We start from the raw sequence: 18,758 nt of genomic DNA on the forward strand, positions 1-18,758 counted from the left end.
GCCTGATCTTTGCCTTCCACGGTAGTCCTTTGCCCTTCTATGGGCCGCTTCGTTCGGCGTTCTTTGCCGCGACGACCGCATCGAAGACGTCCCGTTTGGGAAGTCCCGCCTCGGCGGCGACGGCGGCGATGGCCTCCTTGCGCCGCTCCCCCGCCTCCTCGCGCACCCGCACCCTGCGCACCAGCTCGGCGGCGTCGAGCTCCTCGGCCCCCTTCTCGGGCGCGCCCTCGACGACGACGGTGATCTCGCCGCGGACCCCCTCCGCGGCCCAGGCCGCCAGCTCGCCCAGCGGACCGCGCTTGACCTCCTCGTACGTCTTGGTCAGCTCGCGGCAGACGGCGGCGCGGCGCTGGGTGCCGAAGACCTCCGCCATGGCGGCGAGGGTGTCGTCGAGCCGGTGGGGCGCTTCGAAGTAGACGAGCGTCCGGCGCTCCTCGGCGACCTCCCGCAGCCGCGACAGGCGCTCGCCGGCCTTCCTGGGCAGGAAGCCCTCGAAGCAGAAGCGGTCGACGGGCAGGCCGGACAGCGCGAGCGCGGTGAGCACGGCGGACGGGCCGGGCACGGCGGTGACCTTGATGTCCTTCTCCACCGCGGCCGCGACCAGCCGGTAGCCGGGGTCCGACACGGACGGCATCCCGGCGTCGGTCACCAGCAGGACCCGCGCCCCGCCGGCCAGCGCCTCGACGAGTTCCGGGGTCCGGGCGGCCTCGTTGCCCTCGAAGTACGAGACGATCCGCCCCGTCGGCTGGACACCGAGGGCCTGGGTGAGCCGGCGCAGCCTGCGGGTGTCCTCGGCGGCGACGACATCGGCCCCGGCCAGTTCCGCCGCGAGCCGTGGCGGCGCGTCGGAGATGTCGCCGATGGGGGTACCTGCCAGCACAAGGATTCCTGTCACGGCTCCATCCTCGCAGGGGCCCGGCCCGGCAGGCTCATCCGATCCGAAGGGCCCGTGCACGGGACTCCCACAGACCTGTTCCCTACGATGGCGCGGTGACCAGTACCGCGTCCTCCACGGACACCCGGCAGGGGCAGGGCCAGGCCGCCGACGATCGGCGGGCGTCGTGGCAGCAGCGGCTGCGCCGATTCGGCTATACGGCGCCGCCCCGAAGTGATGTGCGCGACCGGCTCGTACCGCCGTACGCCGAACCAGGCCCCGGGATCTGGGCCGCGCTCGGGCTGCGTCAGGAGGTCGCCGACCGTTTCAACCGCTGGTCGGGCTGGGTGGGCCCGCTCCTGGTGACCCTGCTCGCCGGGTTGCTGCGGTTCTGGAACCTGGGCAGCCCGAAGGCGGTGATATTCGACGAGACGTACTACGCCAAGGACGCCTGGGCGCTCATCCACCGCGGCTACGAGGTCAACTGGGCGAAGAACGCCAACGACCTGATCCTGCAGAACGACGGGCACGTCCGGATCCCCAGCGACCCCTCCTATGTCGTGCACCCGCCGGTCGGCAAGTACGTCATCGGGCTCGGCGAGTGGATGTTCGGCTTCAACCCGTTCGGCTGGCGCTTCATGACGGCGCTGCTCGGCACGCTGTCGGTGCTGCTGCTGTGCCGGATCGGGCGCCGGCTGTTCCGCTCGACGTTCCTCGGCTGCCTCGCGGGCCTGCTGATGGCGGTGGACGGGCTGCACTTCGTGATGAGCCGCACCTCGCTGCTCGACGGCGTGCTGATGTTCTTCGTGCTGGCGGCCTTCGGCTGCCTGGTCGTCGACCGCGACAAGGCGCGGGCCAGGCTGGCGGCGGCACTGCCCGCCGACGAGAACGGCGTCGTCCGCCCGGACGCGCACATCGCCGAGACGACCCGGCTGGGCTGGCGGCCCTGGCGCTGGACGGCGGGCCTGATGCTGGGCCTGGCCATCGGCACCAAGTGGAACGGGCTGTACGTCCTGGCCGCGTTCTGCGTGATGGCGGTCCTGTGGGACGGGGCCTCGCGCCGGGTCGCGGGCGCCCGGCAGCCCTACCTGAGGTGGGCCCAGTGGCGTGACACGATCATCACGTTCCTGGCGACGGTCCCGGTCGCCCTGTCCGTGTACCTGGTCTCCTGGACCGGCTGGATCCTGTCGCCGGACAACGGCAAGGGCGGCTACTTCCGCAACTGGGCCGTGACGGACGGCAGGGGCGGCAACTGGACCTTCCTCCCGGACTGGCTGCGCAGCCTGGTGCACTACGAGACCGAGGTCTACAAGTTCCACGTCGGGCTGTCGTCGCCGCACACCTACCAGTCCAACCCGTGGAGCTGGATCGTCCTCGGCCGCCCGGTCTCGTACTTCTACGAGTCCCCGCTGCCCGGCAAGGACGGCTGTCCCGCGAACGCGGGCGACAAGTGCGCCCGTGAGGTGCTCGCGCTCGGCACGCCGCTGCTGTGGTGGGCCGCCTGCTTCGCGATCGTCTACGTGCTGTGGCGCTGGGCCTTCCGCCGCGACTGGCGGGCGGGCGCCATCGCCTGCGGCGTCGCGGCCGGCTACCTCCCCTGGTTCCTGTACCAGGAGCGCACGATCTTCCTCTTCTACGCCGTCGTCTTCGTGCCGTTCCTGTGCCTGGCCGTCACGATGATGATCGGCGCGATCCTCGGACCGCCCGGCTCCGGGGAACGCCGCCGCGTCGTCGGCGCGGCGGGAGCGGGCGTCCTGGTCCTCCTGATCCTGTGGAACTTCATCTACTTCTGGCCCCTGTACACGGGCACGGCGATCCCGATCGACCAGTGGCGGTCACGGATGTGGCTGGACACCTGGGTCTAGCCGACCGGACAACGACGACGAGGGCCCGGCTTCCCGCCGGGCCCTCGTCGTCTCCGGCCGGTCGCGGCCGGACGGTGGAGGCCGTCACGGCCCGGCCGGCCGGAACCGCGGTCCGGGTCCTGGCCGGAAACCGTCAACGCGGTGTCGATGCGGTGTCCGTGCGGTGGCGTACGGGCGTCGGGCGAGGTTGGTGCGTACAACCATCGGGCTCCCTCGGCCATCTACGTCGGCGGCCGGATCACTTCCGGTCTCCGCCCTGCCGAAGGAGCACCGTGCACCGACATCTGCCCCGCCGCGCCCTGCGGGCCGGCGCCACCGCCCTCGCGGCGGGACTGCTGGTCCTCGGCGCGCCGGCTTCCGGTCAGGCCGCCCCGGCCGGCACGTCGCTGGAGTTCACCTCCGACCAGAGCGGCGATCCGGTCACCGTGGAGCCGTACGAGGACCCCACCGCTTACGCCTACCTGAACGCGCGCTACACCGGCTCCAGCGAGCTGACCGACTTCACGGTGACCATCGACGCCACGGCGCTCAAGGACCAGATGAGCCTGTCGGTGACCCAGTCCTGCGCCGAGAAACAGAAGTTGCTCCTCGTCTGCGACGGCAGAACCCTGAACAGGGGCAAACCGCTCAAGCCGGGCGATATCCTGCGCGCCCCCTTCCTCCATTTCAAGACACTGGCGACCGCGCGGCCCGGTTTCACGGGTGCGGTCCGGGTCTTCGGGCAGGCCGGTGACACCGCGCTCGGAGAGATCACGATCAAGACCGCCGTGGCGGAGGTCGGCCCGATCATCGACCGGGGCCGTGACAGCACCGTCAAGTCGACACCCGGCGCGACGCTGCGCCCCGAGGTCGGCTTCACGCACTACAGTTCCCGGCCCCTGCAGGGTGTCTACGTGACCACCTGGTTCTCCCAGGGCCTCTCCCTCACCGACGTGCCCAGCAACTGCGAGGTCGGCCGCGAGGGGGGACGCTGCCACATCGAGGCCCCGGTCGAACCGGGCGGCTCCTACGACCTCGACGGATTCGCGCTGAAGGTCGGCGGCACGGCGCTGAGCGAGTCCTGGAACCTGAGCGTGTCCGCGACGACCAAGGGCTACGAGGCGATGCACCTCACCGACGCCCACCGCGGCACCGGACACGCGATGCGCCTCGTCCCCCGGGCCGGCGGCGCCGGGAAGTTCGAGTACGGGTCCGCGTCCGGCGGGGTCTACGTCGCCAACGACTACGACCTCGAAGCGGTGGGAGCCACCCTCGACGGCAAGGCCGGACAGGTGGTGAAGGCGGAGCTGGGCGTCCGCAACAACGGGCCCGCCACCATTCAGCAGTGGTGGGGCGAGGGGCCCGGCGACGACCCCGCCGTCGTGACCAAGGTGACGGTCCCGCCCGGCACCACGGCGGTGAAGGTCCCCAAGGGCTGCTACACGTTCGAGGACCACAAGTCGGACACGCCCGGCGCCAGGAGCTACTCCTGCTTCCAGGACCACGACGACTACTACTTCGACGCGAAGCAGCTCACGCCGTTCGACTTCGAACTGCGCATCGACGACCCCAAGAAGCTCGCCCCCGGTTCGGTCAAGGTGGACGGCTCCGACAGCAACAACAAGAACAACACCGCGGCGATCACGGTGACCGTCGACGGCAAGCCGGCGGGCGGGTCCGGCGGGTCCGGATCGACCGGCGGGTCCGGGTCGTCGACCGGCGGCTCCGGTTCGACCGGCGGCACGGGCTCGTCGACGGGCGGCTCGGATTCGACCGGCGGCTCCGGATCGACCACGTCGGGCGGCACCGCGCAGGGCTCCATGGCCGACACGGGCGCGGGCGCGCTGCCCTGGTACGCGACCGCGGCGGGAGGGGCACTGGCCCTCGGCGCCGCCCTGTCCGTCCTCGTACGGCGTCGCGTCCGCTGAAGCACGGAACCCCGCGGACGCGGTCGGCCGCGCAGGTCCGGAGCGACCCGACCGGCCGGGGGAAACAGACGGGCTTGTCCGTGAACCGCGTTCACGGACAAGCCCGTTGGTCATGGCTAACGATTCGGCGAAGGTCTGCACCACGAGCACCACCCGCACTTTAGAGTGCATGATGAACCGACTTTTCTGAACGCGTTCAGAAGTTCGGGAAGGGGGTTCACCGGGAGGGATTCGCACGATGCGCAAGGGGGCCAGGGCTGCCGTCATAGGCAGCGTGTTCGCGGTGATGGTGGGCGGTGCCGGGTACGGCGCCTACAACGTCGTGACAGTGATCAGCGGGAGCGACGGGACGGGAGCCGGCGGACCCGCCGAGGTGAGGACCGGGCCGCCCAGCGGCGCCGAGGTGAAGGAAGCCAGCCGCGCGTTCTTCGCGGCCTGGGAGAAGGGGGACGCGGCGAAGGCGGCCGCGTACACGAACTACGCGTCGAGCGCCGAGGGCCTGCTCGCCGGCTACCGCGACGACGCGCACCTGACCGACGTGAGGATCACCCCGGGTGCCGCGTCCGGGGCCCGGGTGCCGTTCTCCGTCAAGGCCACGGTGTCGTACGACGGGAAGAGCAAGCCGCTCGCGTACGACTCCGAACTGACCGTCGTCCGCGGCGAGACCACCGGCAAGGCACTGGTCGACTGGAAGCCCTCCGTCGTCCACCCGGAGCTGAAGGACGGCGACACCCTGGTCACGGGCGAGTCGGCGAGCCCGGCGATCGAGGCCGTGGACCGGAACAACGTTGTCCTGACCAAGGAGAAGTACCCGTCCCTGGGGCCGATCCTGGACGCGCTCCGGGAGAAGTACGGCGACACGGCGGGCGGCACGCCCGGCATCGAGCTGGCGATCCGGCACGGCGCCGAGGGAACCGGCGGCGACACGACCCTGGTCACGCTCGCGAAGGGGCGGGCGGGCAAGGTCCGTACGACACTCAGCGCGAGCGCGCAGGCCGCCGCGGAGAAGGCGGTTGCCAGGTTCGCCGAGTCCTCCGTGGTGGCGGTGAAGCCCAGCACCGGAGAGGTGCTCGCCGTCGCCAACCACCGCGCGGACGGCTTCAACGCGGCCTTCCTCGGCAAACTCGCGCCCGGCTCCACGATGAAGATCATCAGCGCGGCAACCCTCATCGACAACGGCATCACGACGGCGAGCGGTCCCGCGCCCTGTCCTCCGGATGCGACCTGGCAGAGCCAGACCTTCCACAACCTCAAGAACATGCAGCCCAACGAGAAGGCCACGCTCTCCGAGAGCTTCGCCCGCTCCTGCAACACCGCCTTCGTGAAGTACGCGGACGAGGTGAAGGTCGACTCCCTCACGAACGAGGCCGAGCAGCGCTTCGGGCTCGGGCAGAACAACTGGAAGACCGGCATCGAGTCCTTCGACGGCTCGGTGCCCGCCTCCGGCGGCCCCGACACCGCGGCCAACATGATCGGCCAGGGCCAGGTCCAGATGAGTCCGCTGAACATGGCGTCGGTGACGGCGACCGCGATGACGGGTGTCTTCCGGCAGCCGGTCATCGTGCCGCGCTCCCTCGACGACCGCGAGCTGGCCACCGCGAAGGGCCTGTCCGCCGGTACGGTCGCCCAGCTCCGCTCGATGATGAACCGCACGGCCGTCAGCGGCACCGCGGCCCAGGCGATGGCGGGGCTCGGCGGCAGCATCGGGGCCAAGACCGGCTCCGCCGAGGTCGACGGCCAGGCGAAGTCCAACAGCTGGTTCACCGGGTACCGCAACGACATGGCGGCCGCCGCCATGACCCAGGAGGGCGGTCACGGAGGACAGGCGGCCGGTCCGATCGTCGCAGCTGTGCTACGAACAGGCGGCTGAAGTCGCTCCGCACAGGACGGGACTCTAGGGTGGTGCCTCTCGTCGATGCACGAGAGGCACGGGGGCATCACGGGGCACCAGGGGACGGCGGAGGACACGAGGCTGTGGGCAAGAGAAGGCGCGTCGCCGAGCGACGGAGGACGAAGCGGCCCGCCGTGCTCGGCGGGGTGATCGCCGTGGCCGTCGTCGGCGGGGCACTGGGCGCCTACAGCCTCTACGGCAGCGGGGCGGCGGCCGACGAGGGGATCACGGCCGGCACCCGCAAGGCCGTCAAGACGGGCCCGGTGACGGCGGCCGAGATCAGGATGGCGTCCACCGCCTTCCTGAACGCCTGGCAGGGCGGCGACGTCACACAGGCGGCCGCGTCGACCGACGACCCGTCCACCGCCACGACCGCCCTGACCGGCTTCGCCAAGGACGCCCGCATCAGCGGCGTGACCCTGACCCCCGGCACGTGGTCGGGCGCCGACGTCCCCTTCACCGTCAAGGCCACCGTCACCTACAAGGGCATCACCAAGCCGCTGTCGTACACCTCGAAGCTGACGGTCGTACGGCGGGCGAAGGACGGCGTGGCGCTGGTCGGCTGGAAGCCGTCCGTCGTCCACCCGGACCTCCATGACGGCGACCGGCTGGTGACCGGCGAGGCCGGGACCCCGCCGGTCACCGCCCTCGACCGCAAGGGCGGTGAGCTGACCACCGCCAAGTACCCCTCCCTCGGCACGGTCCTCGACGGGCTGCGCGAGAAGTTCGGCAAGACGGCCGGCGGCAAGGCGGGCATCGAACTGCGCGTGGTCCGCAAGGCCGCGGCGAAGGGCACGCAGAAGACCCCCGACAAGACCCTGCTGACGCTCAGCGAGGGCACGCCGGGCAAGGTGCGGACGACCCTCAGCCCGACCCTCCAGGCGAAGGCCGAAAGCCTGGTGGCCGCCAAGCCCAAGGCGTCGGTGGTCCTGATGCGCCCCTCGACGGGCGAGATCCTCGCCGTCGCGAACAACAGCCACGGCTTCAACACCGCCTTCCAGGGCTCGCTGGCACCCGGCTCCACGATGAAGGTCATCACGGCGTCGATGCTCTTCGAGAAGGGCCTCGCCTCTCCCAACAAGAAGCACCCCTGCCCCAAGACGGTGACGTACGGCGGGTGGAAGTTCCACAACGACGACGACTTCGAGATCAAGAACGGCACGTTCAAGGCGAGCTTCGCGCGGTCCTGCAACACGGCCTTCATCAGCCAGGCCAAGAAGCTGAAGGACGACGACCTGACCAAGCAGGCCCAGCAGGTCTTCGGCCTGGGCCTGAACAACTGGGCCATCGGCGTGCCCTCGGCGGACGGCTCGGTGCCGGTGCAGAGCGCCGCGCAGATGGCCGCCGAGCTGATGGGCCAGGGCGGGGTCCGCATGAACCCGCTGAACATGGCGTCCGTCGCCTCCACGGTCAAGTCCGGCACCTTCCACCAGCCGTACCTGGTCGACGCGTCCGTCGACCACCGCACGCTGGCCAAGGCGTCCCGCACGATGTCCGCGACCACGCTCGCCCAGCTGCGCGAGGTCATGCAGTACACGGCCGCCGCCGGCACCGCCGCCGAGGCCATGGCCGGACTCGGCCCCGACTACGGCGCCAAGACCGGCTCCGCCGAGGTCGACAACCAGAAGAAGCCCAACGGCTGGTTCACCGCGTGGAAGGGCGACCTGGCGGGAGCGGGCGTCGTCCAGCAGGGCGGCCACGGCGGCAGCACGGCGGGCCCGATCGTGGCGGCCCTCCTGAAGGCGGGCAGCGCCGGCTGACCGGGGCGGGAGGCACGACGGCCCGTCGCGGCCCGGTCGCGTGGGGTGTGCGGCGGCCGCTAGCGTGCCGTGCATGAACGTCACCGATGACAACGCCGACGAGGGGCAGCCCTCCCTCGTGAACGACACCGACCCCCTTTTCGCCGAGGCCCTGCGGGAACTGGGTCTCGGCGAGGTGATCGGACGGGTCCGGCGCTTCCCCGACACGGCCCGCACCACCGCCGAGGCCGCCGCGGCGATCGGCTGCGAGCCGAGCCAGATCTGCACGTCGCTGTTCTTCGCGGCGGACGGGGTCCCGGTGCTGGTGCTGCTGGACGGCTCGGCGCACGTCGGCATGGAACTCGTGCGGCGGGAACTCGGCGCCGAGAAGCTGACCCGGGCCGGGGGCCGCATAGTGCGGGAGTCGACCGGATACGGGCCCGGCGCCGTACCGCCCTTCGGGCACCGTACGAAGACCCGTGTCCTGGTGGACCGTTCGCTGCTCGGCCACGACACGGTGTGGGCCTCGGCGGGCACCCCGTTCACCGTCTTCCCGATGGACCCGAAGAGCCTGATCGCGCACGCGGACGGCACGCTGGTGGACGTGCGCGAGCAGATGGCGTGACGCCGCTCGTCGCCGCGGCCGTGCTGCTCGCCGCGGTCACCCACGCCGGCTGGAACGCGCTCGCGCACCGCATCGAGGACAAGCTCGTCGGCTTCACCCTGATCGCCGGCGGCGGCGTGCTGGTCGGCCTGGCCATGGTGCCGTTCGCGCCGTTCCCCTCGTCCGGGGCGTGGCCCTACCTGATCGCCTCGGCCTTCGTCCATGTCGCCTACACGCTGCTGCTGATGCGCTCCTTCCGGCTCGGCGACTTCGGGCAGGCGTACCCGATCGCGCGCGGCACCGCTCCGCTGCTCGTCACGGCGGGGGCTGCCCTCTTCGCGCACGAGGTGCCGGACCGCTGGGCGGCCTCGGGCGTCGCGCTGTCCTGCGCGGGACTGACGGGTGTCGCGCTGTGGGGTCTGCGCAGCCGGCGCCCCGACTGGGCCGCGATCGGCGCCGCGCTCGCGACCGGCGTGACGATCGCCGGGTACACCGTCGTCGACGGCCTGGGCGTACGCGCCTCCGGCACCTCCCTCGGGTACATCGCCTGGCTGATGGCGCTCCAGGGCGTGGCCGTCCCGGCGTACGCGCTGTACCGCCGGCGCGGCGAGGCCGTCTCCCTGCTCAGGCCGCACGCCGCCGTCGGTCTCCTCGGCGCGGCCCTCTCCGTCGCGGCCTACGGCCTGGTCCTGTGGGCCCAGACCCGCGCCGAACTGGCACCGGTGGCGGCACTGAGGGAGTCGTCGATCATCGTCGGGGCGGCCATCGGCGCGGTCTTCTTCAAGGAGCGGTTCGGCGCGCCCCGGATCGCGGCGGCGGGGCTCCTGGTCGTCGGGATCGGGCTGATGCTGCACACGGGGGCCGGGTAGCCGGACAGGCGGTCGCAGGGCCGTTGTCAGTGGCTCCCCGTAGGGTGCGAAGCCGAGGCCGGACCGAGATGCCCCCGCGCGGGGCCCGCGGCACAGGGGGGTGGGTATCGGGGTAGCGCCCCGGAAGCCGTCCCGGGCGTGAAAGCAGTCAAGCCGCACCCCACCCCCCCTCCTCCGGCACCCCCTCCTTCGGCCCGGTGGAAGCGGGAGCGGGCGGCTACGCCGTGATCGCCGTGCGCACCGCCCGTATCAGTGCCTGGGCCCGCGCGTCCGCCGTCACGCTCTTGCGGAAGCCGTTGGTGACGTAACCGAAGGCGATGCCCGACTCGGGGTCGGCGAAGCCGAGGGCGCCGCCGCGGCCGGGGTGGCCGAAGGAGCCCGGGGAGAGCAGCGGCGCGGCTCCGCCGTGGAGCATGTGACCGAGGCCGAAGCGGGTGTTGACGACGAGGACCCGGTCGGGGCCGGCGGACTGTTCCGTCCGCGCGGCCGCCAGCGTCTTCGGGGTGAAGAGACGGACGCCGTCCACCTCCCCGATCAGCGCGGCGTAGAAGCGGGCGAGGCCGTCGGCGGTGGCGATGCCGTTCGAGGCGGGCAGGACGGCGGCGCGGTAGGCGGGGTCGTTCTCGTCGGGCATCGGGGTGATCGCGCCGAAGGCGCGCCGGGTCAGGCTGTCCGGGTCGGCGTACGCCTCGGAGACCGTCCGCTTGGGGCGGGTCCGCAGACCACCCGGAGTGGCCGGTGCCTCGATCTGCGCGACCCGGCCCACCCGCCCGGCCACCGCCTCCGGAAGTCCGATCCACAGGTCGAGGCCCAGGGGCCGGGCCAGCTCCTCCGCGATCCACTCGCCCATCGTGCGTCCGGTCACCCGCCGGACCAGCTCGCCGGTCAGCCAGCTGTACGTCTGGGCGTGGTAGCCGTGCTCGGTCCCGGGTTCCCACACCGGCGTCTGCGCGGCCACCGCCGCGGCCGCGAGGTCGGGGTCGGCCGCCTCGGCGGGGGTGAGCGGGCGGTCGAGGACGGGGACCCCGGCCCGGTGCGCGAGCAGGTGCCGTACGCGCGTGCGCTCCTTGCCGTGGGCCTTGTACTCGGGCCAGTAGGCGCCGACCGGGGCGTCCGGGTCGAGCTGCCCCCGCTGGGCGAGCAGCAGGAGTACGGCGGCGGCGACGCCCTTCGTCGCGGAGCGCACGATCTGCGCGGTGCCGCGCTGCCAGGGCTCGGTGCCGTCGACGTCCCGGGTGCCGCCCCACAGGTCGACGACCTTGTGCCCGTCGCGGTACACGGTGACGGCGGCGCCCCGGTCCCCGAGCGCCGCGAAGTTGGCCGCGAACGCCTCCCTGACCGGTTCGAAGCCCTCCGCCACTGTGCCGTTCACGTCCACGCCCGCGCTCCCTGTCGCCTCACACTGCCGATAGTGAGTGGAACACGTGCCCGCGGCCTTCGATTCCTAGGACGGCTACCCCAGCACGATCGTGACCTCGATGTTGCCGCGGGTGGCGTTCGAGTACGGGCAGACCTCGTGCGCCGCGTCCACGAGCCCTGCCGCCACGTCCGCGTCGAGGACGGGGAGCGAGACGCTCAGGGCCACCGCCAGTCCGTAGCCGCGCTGCTTGTTGGGGCCGATCCCGACCTTCGCCGCGACCGTGGAACCGGAGAGGTCGAGGCCGGCGCGGCGGCCGACCATCACCAGCGCGTTGTGGAAGCAGGCGCTGAATCCGGCCGCGAACAGCTGCTCCGGGTTCGTTCCGTTCCCGTCGCCGCCCAGTGCCGGGGGCATCGCGACCTTCAGTTCGAGCTGCCCGTCCTGGCTGGTCACATAGCCGTTCCGGCCGCCGTGCGCGGTCGCCTCGGCGACATACATGATCTTCGTCGGACGGGTGTCGACTGCGGTGCCGTCGATCACGGCAGGACCTCCCCCAGAATCGGCAACAGAAGCTCGTGCACAAGTGCATCGTGCACAAGGTACTGGCCGGTATGGAGTCGGGTAAGCCCTGGGGTGGCATTCGCCGATCATGTGATCCGGCCCCGCTCCGACCGGAGCGAGAGCCTCCGCGTACGGGTGGAGGCGGTGCGCCCGAGCCGCCACGTACGGGGCGGAAGCCGGCCCGCCCGAGCCGCCGCGTACGGGGCGGGAGCCGGTGCGCCCGAGCCGCCGCGTACGGACGGGGGCCGGCGCACCCGGTCCGCCGCACGCGAGCGGGCGTCAGCGTCCGCGCGCCGCCGCGCCCTGCGCGCGTTCCGTCAGCCGCCGCAGCTCCTCGCGCAGGCGCGTGACGTCGGCCTCGTCCAGGCCGGTCGCCGTCAGCAGCGCCTGCGGGATCTCCTCCGCGCGCTCCCGGAGCAGTTCGCCGCGCCCGGTGAGGGCGACGCGCACCGAGCGTTCGTCGTGCGCCGAGCGCTCACGGCGTACGAGCCCCGCCGACTCCAGCCGCTTGAGCAGCGGCGACATCGTGCCGTAGTCGAGGCGCAGGGCGGCGCCCAGTTCCTTGACCGTGGTCTCGCCGCGCTCCCACAGCACCAGCAGGACGAGGTACTGCGGGTAGGTGAGGCCGAGCTCGTCCAGCAGCGGGCGGTACGCGGCGGTCACGGCCCGCTGGGCGGCGTACAGCGCGAAGCACAGCTGGTCGTCGAGCAGCAGCGACCCGGCCGACGGCCCGACGTCCTCTTGTTTCGTCACGCCCCCATTGTCACGGAGCGCGGGTCGAACCCGAAGGGCAGCTCCAGGCGGTGGGTGCGCATGAGCTCGTCGTCGGAGAGGAGGTCGCCGGTGCCGCCGTCGGCGACGATCACGCCGTCGCTGAGGACGAGGGAGCGGGGGCACAGTTCGAGGGCGTACGGCAGGTCGTGGGTGACCATGAGGACGGTGACGTCCAACGAGCGCAGGATGTCCGCGAGTTCGCGCCGGGAGGCGGGGTCGAGGTTGGAGGAGGGTTCGTCGAGGACGAGGATCTCCGGTTCCATCGCCAGTACCGTCGCGACGGCGACCCGGCGCCGCTGCCCGAAGGACAGGTGGTGCGGCGGGCGGTCGGCGAAGGCCTCCATGCCCACGCGCTCCAGGGCCGTACGGACGCGTTCCTCCAGTTCGGCGCCCTTCATGCCCGCGGCGGCCGGCCCGAAGGCCACGTCCTCGCGCACGGTCGGCATGAACAGCTGGTCGTCCGGGTCCTGGAAGACGATGCCGACCCTGCGCCGGATCTCCGCCATGTGCCGCTTGCCGACCGGGAGTCCGGCGACCGTCACCGTTCCGGCGCCGCCGGTCAGGATGCCGTTGAGGTGCAGGACGAGGGTGGTCTTGCCGGCGCCGTTCGGGCCGAGCAGGGCGACGCGCTCGCCGCGCCCGATCCTGAAGTCCACGCCGAACAGGGCCTGGTGCCCGTCCGGGTAGGCGAACGCGAGGCCGGAGACCTCCAGAGAAGTGGTGGCAGGTGTCACAGCGTCCATCCCAACAGGCATACGGCGAGGGCGGCGAACGGCAGGGCGAGGGCGTACGACCACTGCGCCCGGGACGCGGTCACCTCGTCGATCACGGGCATGGAACCGGCGTACCCCCGGCTCACCATGGCCAGGTGCACGCGTTCCCCGCGTTCGTAGGAGCGGATGAACAGCGCGCCCGCCGACTTCGCGAGCACGCCCCAGTGCCGTACCCCGCTCGCCTCGAAGCCGCGCGACTCGCGCGCGATCCGCATGCGGCGCATCTCGTCGGTGATGACGTCGCCGTAGCGGATCATGAAGGAGGCGATCTGCACGAGGAGCGGCGGGAGCTTGAGCCGCTGGAGGCCGAGGAGCAGTTCGCGCAGTCCTGTCGTGGAGGCCAGCAGGACGGAGGCGGCGACGCCGAGGGTGCCCTTGGCGAGGACGTTCCAGGCGCCCCACAGGCCGTCGACGCTCAGGGACAGTCCCAGCACGTCCACTCGTTCGCCCTCCGCCACGAACGGCATGAGCACCGCGAACGCGACGAACGGGATCTCGATCAGGAGCCGCCCGAGCAGGAAGCCCGCCGGGACGCGGGCCCGGTGGGCGACCACCGCCAGCAGCACGGCGTACAGCGCGAACGCCCACATCGCCTCGCGCGGGGTGGAGACGACCACGACCACGAAGGCGAGGGTGGCGGCGAGCTTGGTGTGCGGCGGCAGGGCGTGCACGGGTGAGTCCGCGTGCCGGTAGAGCCTGTGTGCGTGCCCCGCCCCCATCTCAGACGCCTTCCGGTACGGAGGAGGGCGAGGTGTCGGCCGGGCGCCGCCTGCGGACCGCCCAGAAGACGCCGGTGCCCGCGACGACCGTGACGCCGACGCCGATCACCCCGGCGAGGCCGCCGGAGAGGCGGGCGTCGGAGACGTCCTTGACGCCGTACCCGGCGAGCGGCGAGTCCTCGGAGCCGTGCGCCTTCACCTTCGCGTCGATGCCCTTGTCCTTGGCGACCTTCTCCAGGCCGTCGGGGCTCGCGGAGGCGTAGAAGCTGACGAACCCGGCGAGGACGAGGGAGGTGACCAGGCCGGTGATCCACACCTTGCGGTGCGAGGAGGGGGCGGCGACGGGGGCCGCGGGGGCGTCGGCGTCGACGAGTTCGCCGTTCACCCGCAACTTGAGCCGCTGCTGGAGGCCGCGGGCGCCGTACACGAGGTCGGGCCGTACGGCGATGACGGCACCGACGGTGAGCGCCGTGATCACGGCCTCGCCGACGCCGATGAGGACGTGGACGCCGACCATGGCCGTGGCGACCTTGGAGATCGCGATGTCGGTGGTGCCGCCGACCGCGTAGACGAGCGTGAAGGCGACGGCGGCGGCCGGGACGGAGAGCAGCGCGGCGGCGAAGGACGCGGCGGTGACCGAACTCCGCTTGCGGGGCAGCACCTTCACCAGCGCCCGGAAGACCGCGTACGAGACGACCGTGGTGACGATCGCCATGTCGGTGATGTTCACGCCGAGCGCGGTGAGCCCGCCGTCGGCGAAGAGGACGCCCTGCATGAGCAGGACCACGGAGACGCAGAGGACGCCCGTGAAGGGGCCGACGAGGATCGCGGCCAGGGCGCCGCCGAGCAGGTGTCCGCTGGTCCCGGCGGCGACCGGGAAGTTCAGCATCTGCACGGCGAAGATGAAGGCGGCGACCAGACCGGCGAGCGGCGCGGTCCGTTCGTCGAGTTCGCGGCGGGCACCCCGCAGGCTCACGGCGACGGCGCCGGCGGCGACCACGCCTGTGACCGCGGAGACCGGGGCATTGATGAATCCGTCAGGAACGTGCACCGTCCGATGATAGTGCCTTGTTGCGAACGACTTGCAAGAACGCAGACACACGAACAACCTGCGACGGGCAGGCGTACGGGAGCTCTTCGCAGGCCACGGGCGTGCGCGCGGGAGCGGTTCACGGGCCACGGGCAGGCCCGCGGGAGCGGTTCACGGGCGCCGGAGCGCCGGACGCGCGGCACGGGCGGGGCCGCGCCGCACACATGGACCCGCCGCGACCGGGCAGGCGCTCCCTGAGGGAGGGTCGCGGACGGCCGGAGAGCGGTTTCCGCGAGATGTGCGACATTGGAATGGTGACGGAGCTCACATATTCCGCATAAGTGACGCAGCGTAAGGAGTCGGTTCATGCACGCCGTCGAACAGTACGCCCGCGCTCATATCGTGACGGACACCGCCGACTCCCTCGACGACGAACACCGGGCCGTCCCGGTGGCCCTCCGGTACGACCCGGATACGGACCCCCGCCGGGTGTGCGTCACGCTGCCCGGCCCGCACGAGTGGACCTTCGAGCGCGAACTGCTGGAACGGGGTCTGCGCGTCCCCGTCGACAGCGGCGAGGTCCGCATCTGGCCGTGCGGCCGCGTCCAGGCCGTCCTGGAGTTCCACTCGACGCAAGGGGTGGCGGTCGTCCAGCTCGACACGAAGGCGCTCATGCGCTTCCTCCGCCGTACGTACATGGCCGCCACGCCCGTGGCGCACTGAGGGGCTTCGCGTACGCGAGAGACCTCGCCGAGGCGTCGGCGAGGTCTCTCGGGTGAACGGTCCGGCCGCGGGGTCTTGGATCAGACCGCGGGGTCCTGGATCAGACTCCGACCAGCTTCCGGTCGTGGTCCCCGTCGTCCGTCCTCTCGTCGAGCGCGCGCAGGCCCTCGCCCTCGACGTCTACGTTCGGCAGCGCGCGGTCCAGCCACCTCGGCAGCCACCAGGCCCGCTTGCCGAGCAGCGCGAGCACCGCGGGGACGAGCGCCATCCGCACGACGAAGGCGTCGAAGAAGACGGCGATGGCGAGGCCGAAGCCGATCATCTTGATCATCGACTCGCTGGAGCCGATGAACCCGGAGAACACGGCGATCATGATGACGGCGGCGGCCGTGACGACCCGGGCACCGTGCTTGAACCCGGTCACGATCGCCTGGCCGGGCTTCTCCCCGTGGACGAAGGCCTCCCGCATGCGGGTCACGAGGAACACCTCGTAGTCCATGGCCAGACCGAAGACCACGCCCACCATGAAGATCGGCATCATCGACATGATCGGGCCGGTCTCCTCGACGCCCATCAGGCCCGACAGCCAGCCCCACTGGAAGACCGCGACGACCGCGCCGAGGGCCGCCATCACGCTGAGCAGGAAGCCGAGGGCCGCCTTCAGCGGGACGAGGATCGAGCGGAACACGACGATCAGCAGCAGGAAGGCGAGACCGACCACGAGCGCGAGATACGGGATCAGCGCGTCGTTGAGCTTCTGCGAGAAGTCGATGTTCATGGCCGTGGAGCCGGTGACGAGCACCGTCGCGTCCGTGTCGGCCTTGATGCCGGCGCCCGCGCCGCGGATCGTGTGGACCAGGTCCTCGGTCGTGACGGAGGACGGCTTCGAGTCGGGGATCACCGTGATCATCGCGGTGTCCCCGGCCTTGTTGGGGGCCGCCGGGCTCACGCTCACGACACCCTTGAGGTCCTCGATCTTGTCGTGCACCGTGCTGAACGCCGTCTTGGGCGCGTCGCTCGCCTTCGCGTCGACGACCACCATCAACGGGCCGTTGAAGCCGGGGCCGAAGCCGTCGGAGAGCAGGTCGTAGGCACGTCGCTGCGTGGTGGACACCGGCTGCGAACCGTCGTCGGGCAGGCCGAGCTGGAGCGAGGCCGCCGGGACCGCGGCCGCGCCGAGGCCGATCACGCCGAGCAGCAGCACCGCGAGCGGGCGGCGGACGACGAAGCTCGCCCAGCGCGTGCCCATGTTGGGCTTGTCCGCCTTCTTCGCGGCACGCCCGCCGCCGAGCAGCTTGCTCTTCTGTCCGGCCGGCTGGACCCTGCGGCCCACGTAACCGAGCAGCGCGGGGACCAGCGTCAGGGCGATGAGGACGGCGATGACGACCGTGCCCGCCGCCGCGACACCCATCTTCGTGAGCATCGGGATGTTGACGACCGACAGTCCGACCAGCGCGATCACGACGGTCAGTCCCGCGAAGACCACGGCCGAGCCCGCCGTGCCGACGGCCCGTCCGGCCGCTTCCTCGCGCTCGCGGCCCTCGGCCAGTTCGGCCCGGTAGCGGGAGACGATGAAGAGGGCGTAGTCGATGCCGACCGCGAGGCCGATCATCATCGCGAGGGTGGAGGTGGTGGAGCCGAGGTCGAGCGCGCTGGCGAGCGCGGTGATCGTCGAGACGCCGATGCCGACGCCGATCAGCGCGGTCAGCAGGGGCAGTCCGGCCGCGATCAGGGAGCCGAAGGTGATGACGAGGACGACCGCGGCGATCGCGATGCCGATGACCTCGCTGGAACCGGTCTCGGGCGTCGCCTGGAGCGCGTCACCACCCACCTCGACGGTCAGGCCCGAGTGCCGCGCGTCCTCGGCGGCCGCCTCCAGGGCGTCCTTCGAGGCGTCCTTCAGCTCCATGCCGGAGACCTCGTACCGCACCGAGGCGTAGGCGATCGTGCCGTCCTTGCTGACGGCCTGCGTCTTGAACGGGTCGGTGACGGAGGTGACCTCGGAACCGGTGCCGAGCACCTTGACGGCCTTCTCGACGGCCGCCTTGTTGTCCTTGTCGCCCATCTTCTCGCCGGCGGGGGCCTTGAAGACGACCCGCGCGGTCGCTCCGTCGGCGCTCATCCCGGGGAAGCGGCTCTCCAGCAGGTCGAAGGCCTTCTGCGCCTCGGTGCCGGGGATCGAGAAGGAGGACGATCCCGCGACGGGCGCGGAGGCGGCGCCGACACCCGCGAGCGTCAGCAGCGCCACCCATATCAGGGCGGCGAAGTGCCGTCGCCTGAAGGCGAGTCGGCCGAGTTTGTAGAGGAACGTGGCCACGAGGGCGTACTCCCGGTCAGGTCGTGGAAGGGCAGGGGCTGGTGTGATCACCCGTGTGGGGGCAGGGGGGATCAGCCCGACGACGTGAGCGGCGCGTCAGGTGCGACTGCGGGGATCCGCAGGGTGGAGCAGGGAAAGGAGTGGGACGTCAGGCGCCGAGAGCGGGGAGGACCACGGCGTCGACATACGAATGCAGGAAGGCCTGGGTCGGCGGGAGTTCGTCGATCATGGTGCGGGCGGCGAAGGCGCCGATGAGCATGTGCATCACGTACTCGATCGCCGGGTTGTCCGCACGGATCTCACCTCGGTCGACACCGCGCTGGAGCACCCCGCGCAGCTCTTCCATCTCCGGCTCGATCAGCCATTCGCGGAACGCCTTCAGCAGATCCGGATTCCCGTGTGCCGCCATGGCCAGGCCCCGCATCAGCGCGGAGTCCTGCTCCATCTGGCAGTCGTCCTGGCGCAGGGCCAGGGCGTGGAAGTCGCCCCGCAGGCTCCCGGTGTCCATGTCGGAGAACTTCAGCGGCTTCTGGTGCCGCAGGGCTCTCACGACGAGCTCGGCCTTCCCGCCCCACTGGCGGTAGAGGGTGGCCTTGCTGGAACGGGTGCGGGCCGCGACGGCGTCCATCGTGAGGGCGTCGTAGCCGACCTCCCGAAGCAGGTCGAGCACGGCCGCGTACAGCTCGGCCTCACGCTCGGGCGTGATCCGACTGCGTCGCGCCGTTGCGGCTTCAGCCATCCCACTCACCTCT

The 18,758-nt window shown here is 71.6% G+C and carries 16 protein-coding genes; 7 read left to right on the plus strand and 9 right to left on the minus strand.

Annotation, left to right across the window (positions count from 1 at the left end):
• Positions 1–37: 37 nt before the first annotated feature.
• Positions 38–895, minus strand: coding sequence for a 16S rRNA (cytidine(1402)-2'-O)-methyltransferase (gene rsmI, locus ACICHK_RS17490; protein WP_151474749.1), 858 nt, complete (start codon positions 893–895; stop codon positions 38–40).
• Positions 896–990: 95 nt separating this feature from the next.
• On the opposite strand from rsmI, the gene ACICHK_RS17495 reads away from it, so the two are divergent.
• From ACICHK_RS17495 to ACICHK_RS17520, 6 genes are all read left to right on the plus strand, one after another.
• A complete protein-coding gene (locus ACICHK_RS17495) occupies positions 991–2,739 on the plus strand; it encodes a dolichyl-phosphate-mannose--protein mannosyltransferase (protein WP_406837633.1) in 1,749 nt (582 codons plus the stop codon).
• Between the two features lie 272 nt (positions 2,740–3,011).
• Positions 3,012–4,646 carry a hypothetical protein gene (locus tag ACICHK_RS17500; protein ID WP_406837634.1) on the plus strand — a complete coding sequence of 545 codons (1,635 nt, stop codon included), beginning with the start codon at positions 3,012–3,014 and terminating at the stop codon, positions 4,644–4,646.
• 238 nt (positions 4,647–4,884) lie between these two features.
• Entirely contained in the window at positions 4,885–6,516 is a 1,632-nt protein-coding gene (locus ACICHK_RS17505) for a penicillin-binding transpeptidase domain-containing protein (RefSeq protein ID WP_406837635.1), read from the plus strand.
• A 104-nt stretch (positions 6,517–6,620) separates the two neighbouring features.
• Positions 6,621–8,297: a penicillin-binding transpeptidase domain-containing protein gene (locus tag ACICHK_RS17510; protein WP_406837636.1), complete on the plus strand. Its 1,677-nt coding sequence runs from the start codon at positions 6,621–6,623 to the stop codon at positions 8,295–8,297.
• A gap of 73 nt (positions 8,298–8,370) precedes the next feature.
• Entirely contained in the window at positions 8,371–8,901 is a 531-nt protein-coding gene (locus tag ACICHK_RS17515) for a YbaK/EbsC family protein (protein ID WP_406837637.1), read from the plus strand.
• Positions 8,898–9,749: an EamA family transporter gene (locus tag ACICHK_RS17520; protein ID WP_406837638.1), complete on the plus strand. Its 852-nt coding sequence runs from the start codon at positions 8,898–8,900 to the stop codon at positions 9,747–9,749. The genes ACICHK_RS17515 and ACICHK_RS17520 overlap by 4 nt, the downstream gene beginning before the upstream one ends.
• Positions 9,750–9,966: 217 nt before the next feature.
• Here ACICHK_RS17520 and ACICHK_RS17525 read toward each other — a convergent pair whose 3' ends face one another.
• The 6 genes from ACICHK_RS17525 to ACICHK_RS17550 form a co-directional block, all read right to left on the minus strand.
• Entirely contained in the window at positions 9,967–11,127 is a 1,161-nt protein-coding gene (locus tag ACICHK_RS17525; protein WP_406837639.1) for a serine hydrolase domain-containing protein, read from the minus strand.
• 75 nt (positions 11,128–11,202) lie between these two features.
• On the minus strand, positions 11,203–11,649 hold the full coding sequence (locus tag ACICHK_RS17530) for an organic hydroperoxide resistance protein (protein WP_151474740.1): 447 nt from the start codon (positions 11,647–11,649) through the stop codon (positions 11,203–11,205).
• Between the two features lie 300 nt (positions 11,650–11,949).
• Positions 11,950–12,423 carry a MarR family winged helix-turn-helix transcriptional regulator gene (locus ACICHK_RS17535; protein ID WP_406837640.1) on the minus strand — a complete coding sequence of 158 codons (474 nt, stop codon included), beginning with the start codon at positions 12,421–12,423 and terminating at the stop codon, positions 11,950–11,952.
• Positions 12,420–13,187 carry an energy-coupling factor ABC transporter ATP-binding protein gene (locus ACICHK_RS17540; protein ID WP_406837641.1) on the minus strand — a complete coding sequence of 256 codons (768 nt, stop codon included), beginning with the start codon at positions 13,185–13,187 and terminating at the stop codon, positions 12,420–12,422. Before ACICHK_RS17540 ends, ACICHK_RS17535 begins: the two co-directional genes overlap by 4 nt.
• Entirely contained in the window at positions 13,175–13,936 is a 762-nt protein-coding gene (gene cbiQ / locus ACICHK_RS17545) for a cobalt ECF transporter T component CbiQ (protein ID WP_406837642.1), read from the minus strand. The genes ACICHK_RS17540 and cbiQ overlap by 13 nt, the downstream gene beginning before the upstream one ends.
• Before the next feature lies 1 nt (position 13,937).
• The gene (locus ACICHK_RS17550; RefSeq protein ID WP_406837643.1) at positions 13,938–14,987 is read right to left on the minus strand and encodes an energy-coupling factor ABC transporter permease; all 1,050 of its coding nucleotides are present in this window, start codon (positions 14,985–14,987) and stop codon (positions 13,938–13,940) included.
• Between the two features lie 345 nt (positions 14,988–15,332).
• Here ACICHK_RS17550 and ACICHK_RS17555 point away from each other — a divergent pair, with 345 nt between their 5' ends.
• Positions 15,333–15,689 carry an SsgA family sporulation/cell division regulator gene (locus ACICHK_RS17555; RefSeq protein WP_406837644.1) on the plus strand — a complete coding sequence of 119 codons (357 nt, stop codon included), beginning with the start codon at positions 15,333–15,335 and terminating at the stop codon, positions 15,687–15,689.
• A gap of 100 nt (positions 15,690–15,789) precedes the next feature.
• Here the strand turns inward: ACICHK_RS17555 and ACICHK_RS17560 are convergent, their stop codons facing one another.
• Both ACICHK_RS17560 and ACICHK_RS17565 read right to left on the minus strand, forming a co-directional pair.
• Complete coding sequence (locus ACICHK_RS17560) at positions 15,790–18,006, minus strand: MMPL family transporter (protein WP_406837645.1); 2,217 nt, start codon at positions 18,004–18,006, stop codon at positions 15,790–15,792.
• 148 nt (positions 18,007–18,154) lie between these two features.
• Positions 18,155–18,745: a TetR/AcrR family transcriptional regulator gene (locus ACICHK_RS17565; RefSeq protein ID WP_406837646.1), complete on the minus strand. Its 591-nt coding sequence runs from the start codon at positions 18,743–18,745 to the stop codon at positions 18,155–18,157.
• Between the last annotated feature and the right edge of the window lie 13 nt (positions 18,746–18,758).

This window comes from Streptomyces sp. AHU1 (genome assembly GCF_045343905.1).
GTDB lineage: Bacteria > Actinomycetota > Actinomycetes > Streptomycetales > Streptomycetaceae > Streptomyces > Streptomyces triticiradicis.

Coding starts and splice junctions, on each gene's coding strand:
- ACICHK_RS17505 (WP_406837635.1), top strand. CDS start 4,885: ATGCGCAAGGGGGCCAGGGCTGCCGTCATAGGCAGCGTGTTCGCGGTG.
- ACICHK_RS17515 (WP_406837637.1), top strand. CDS start 8,371: ATGAACGTCACCGATGACAACGCCGACGAGGGGCAGCCCTCCCTCGTG.
- ACICHK_RS17540 (WP_406837641.1), bottom strand. CDS start 13,187: ATGGACGCTGTGACACCTGCCACCACTTCTCTGGAGGTCTCCGGCCTC.
- cbiQ (WP_406837642.1), bottom strand. CDS start 13,936: ATGGGGGCGGGGCACGCACACAGGCTCTACCGGCACGCGGACTCACCC.
- ACICHK_RS17555 (WP_406837644.1), top strand. CDS start 15,333: ATGCACGCCGTCGAACAGTACGCCCGCGCTCATATCGTGACGGACACC.
- ACICHK_RS17565 (WP_406837646.1), bottom strand. CDS start 18,745: ATGGCTGAAGCCGCAACGGCGCGACGCAGTCGGATCACGCCCGAGCGT.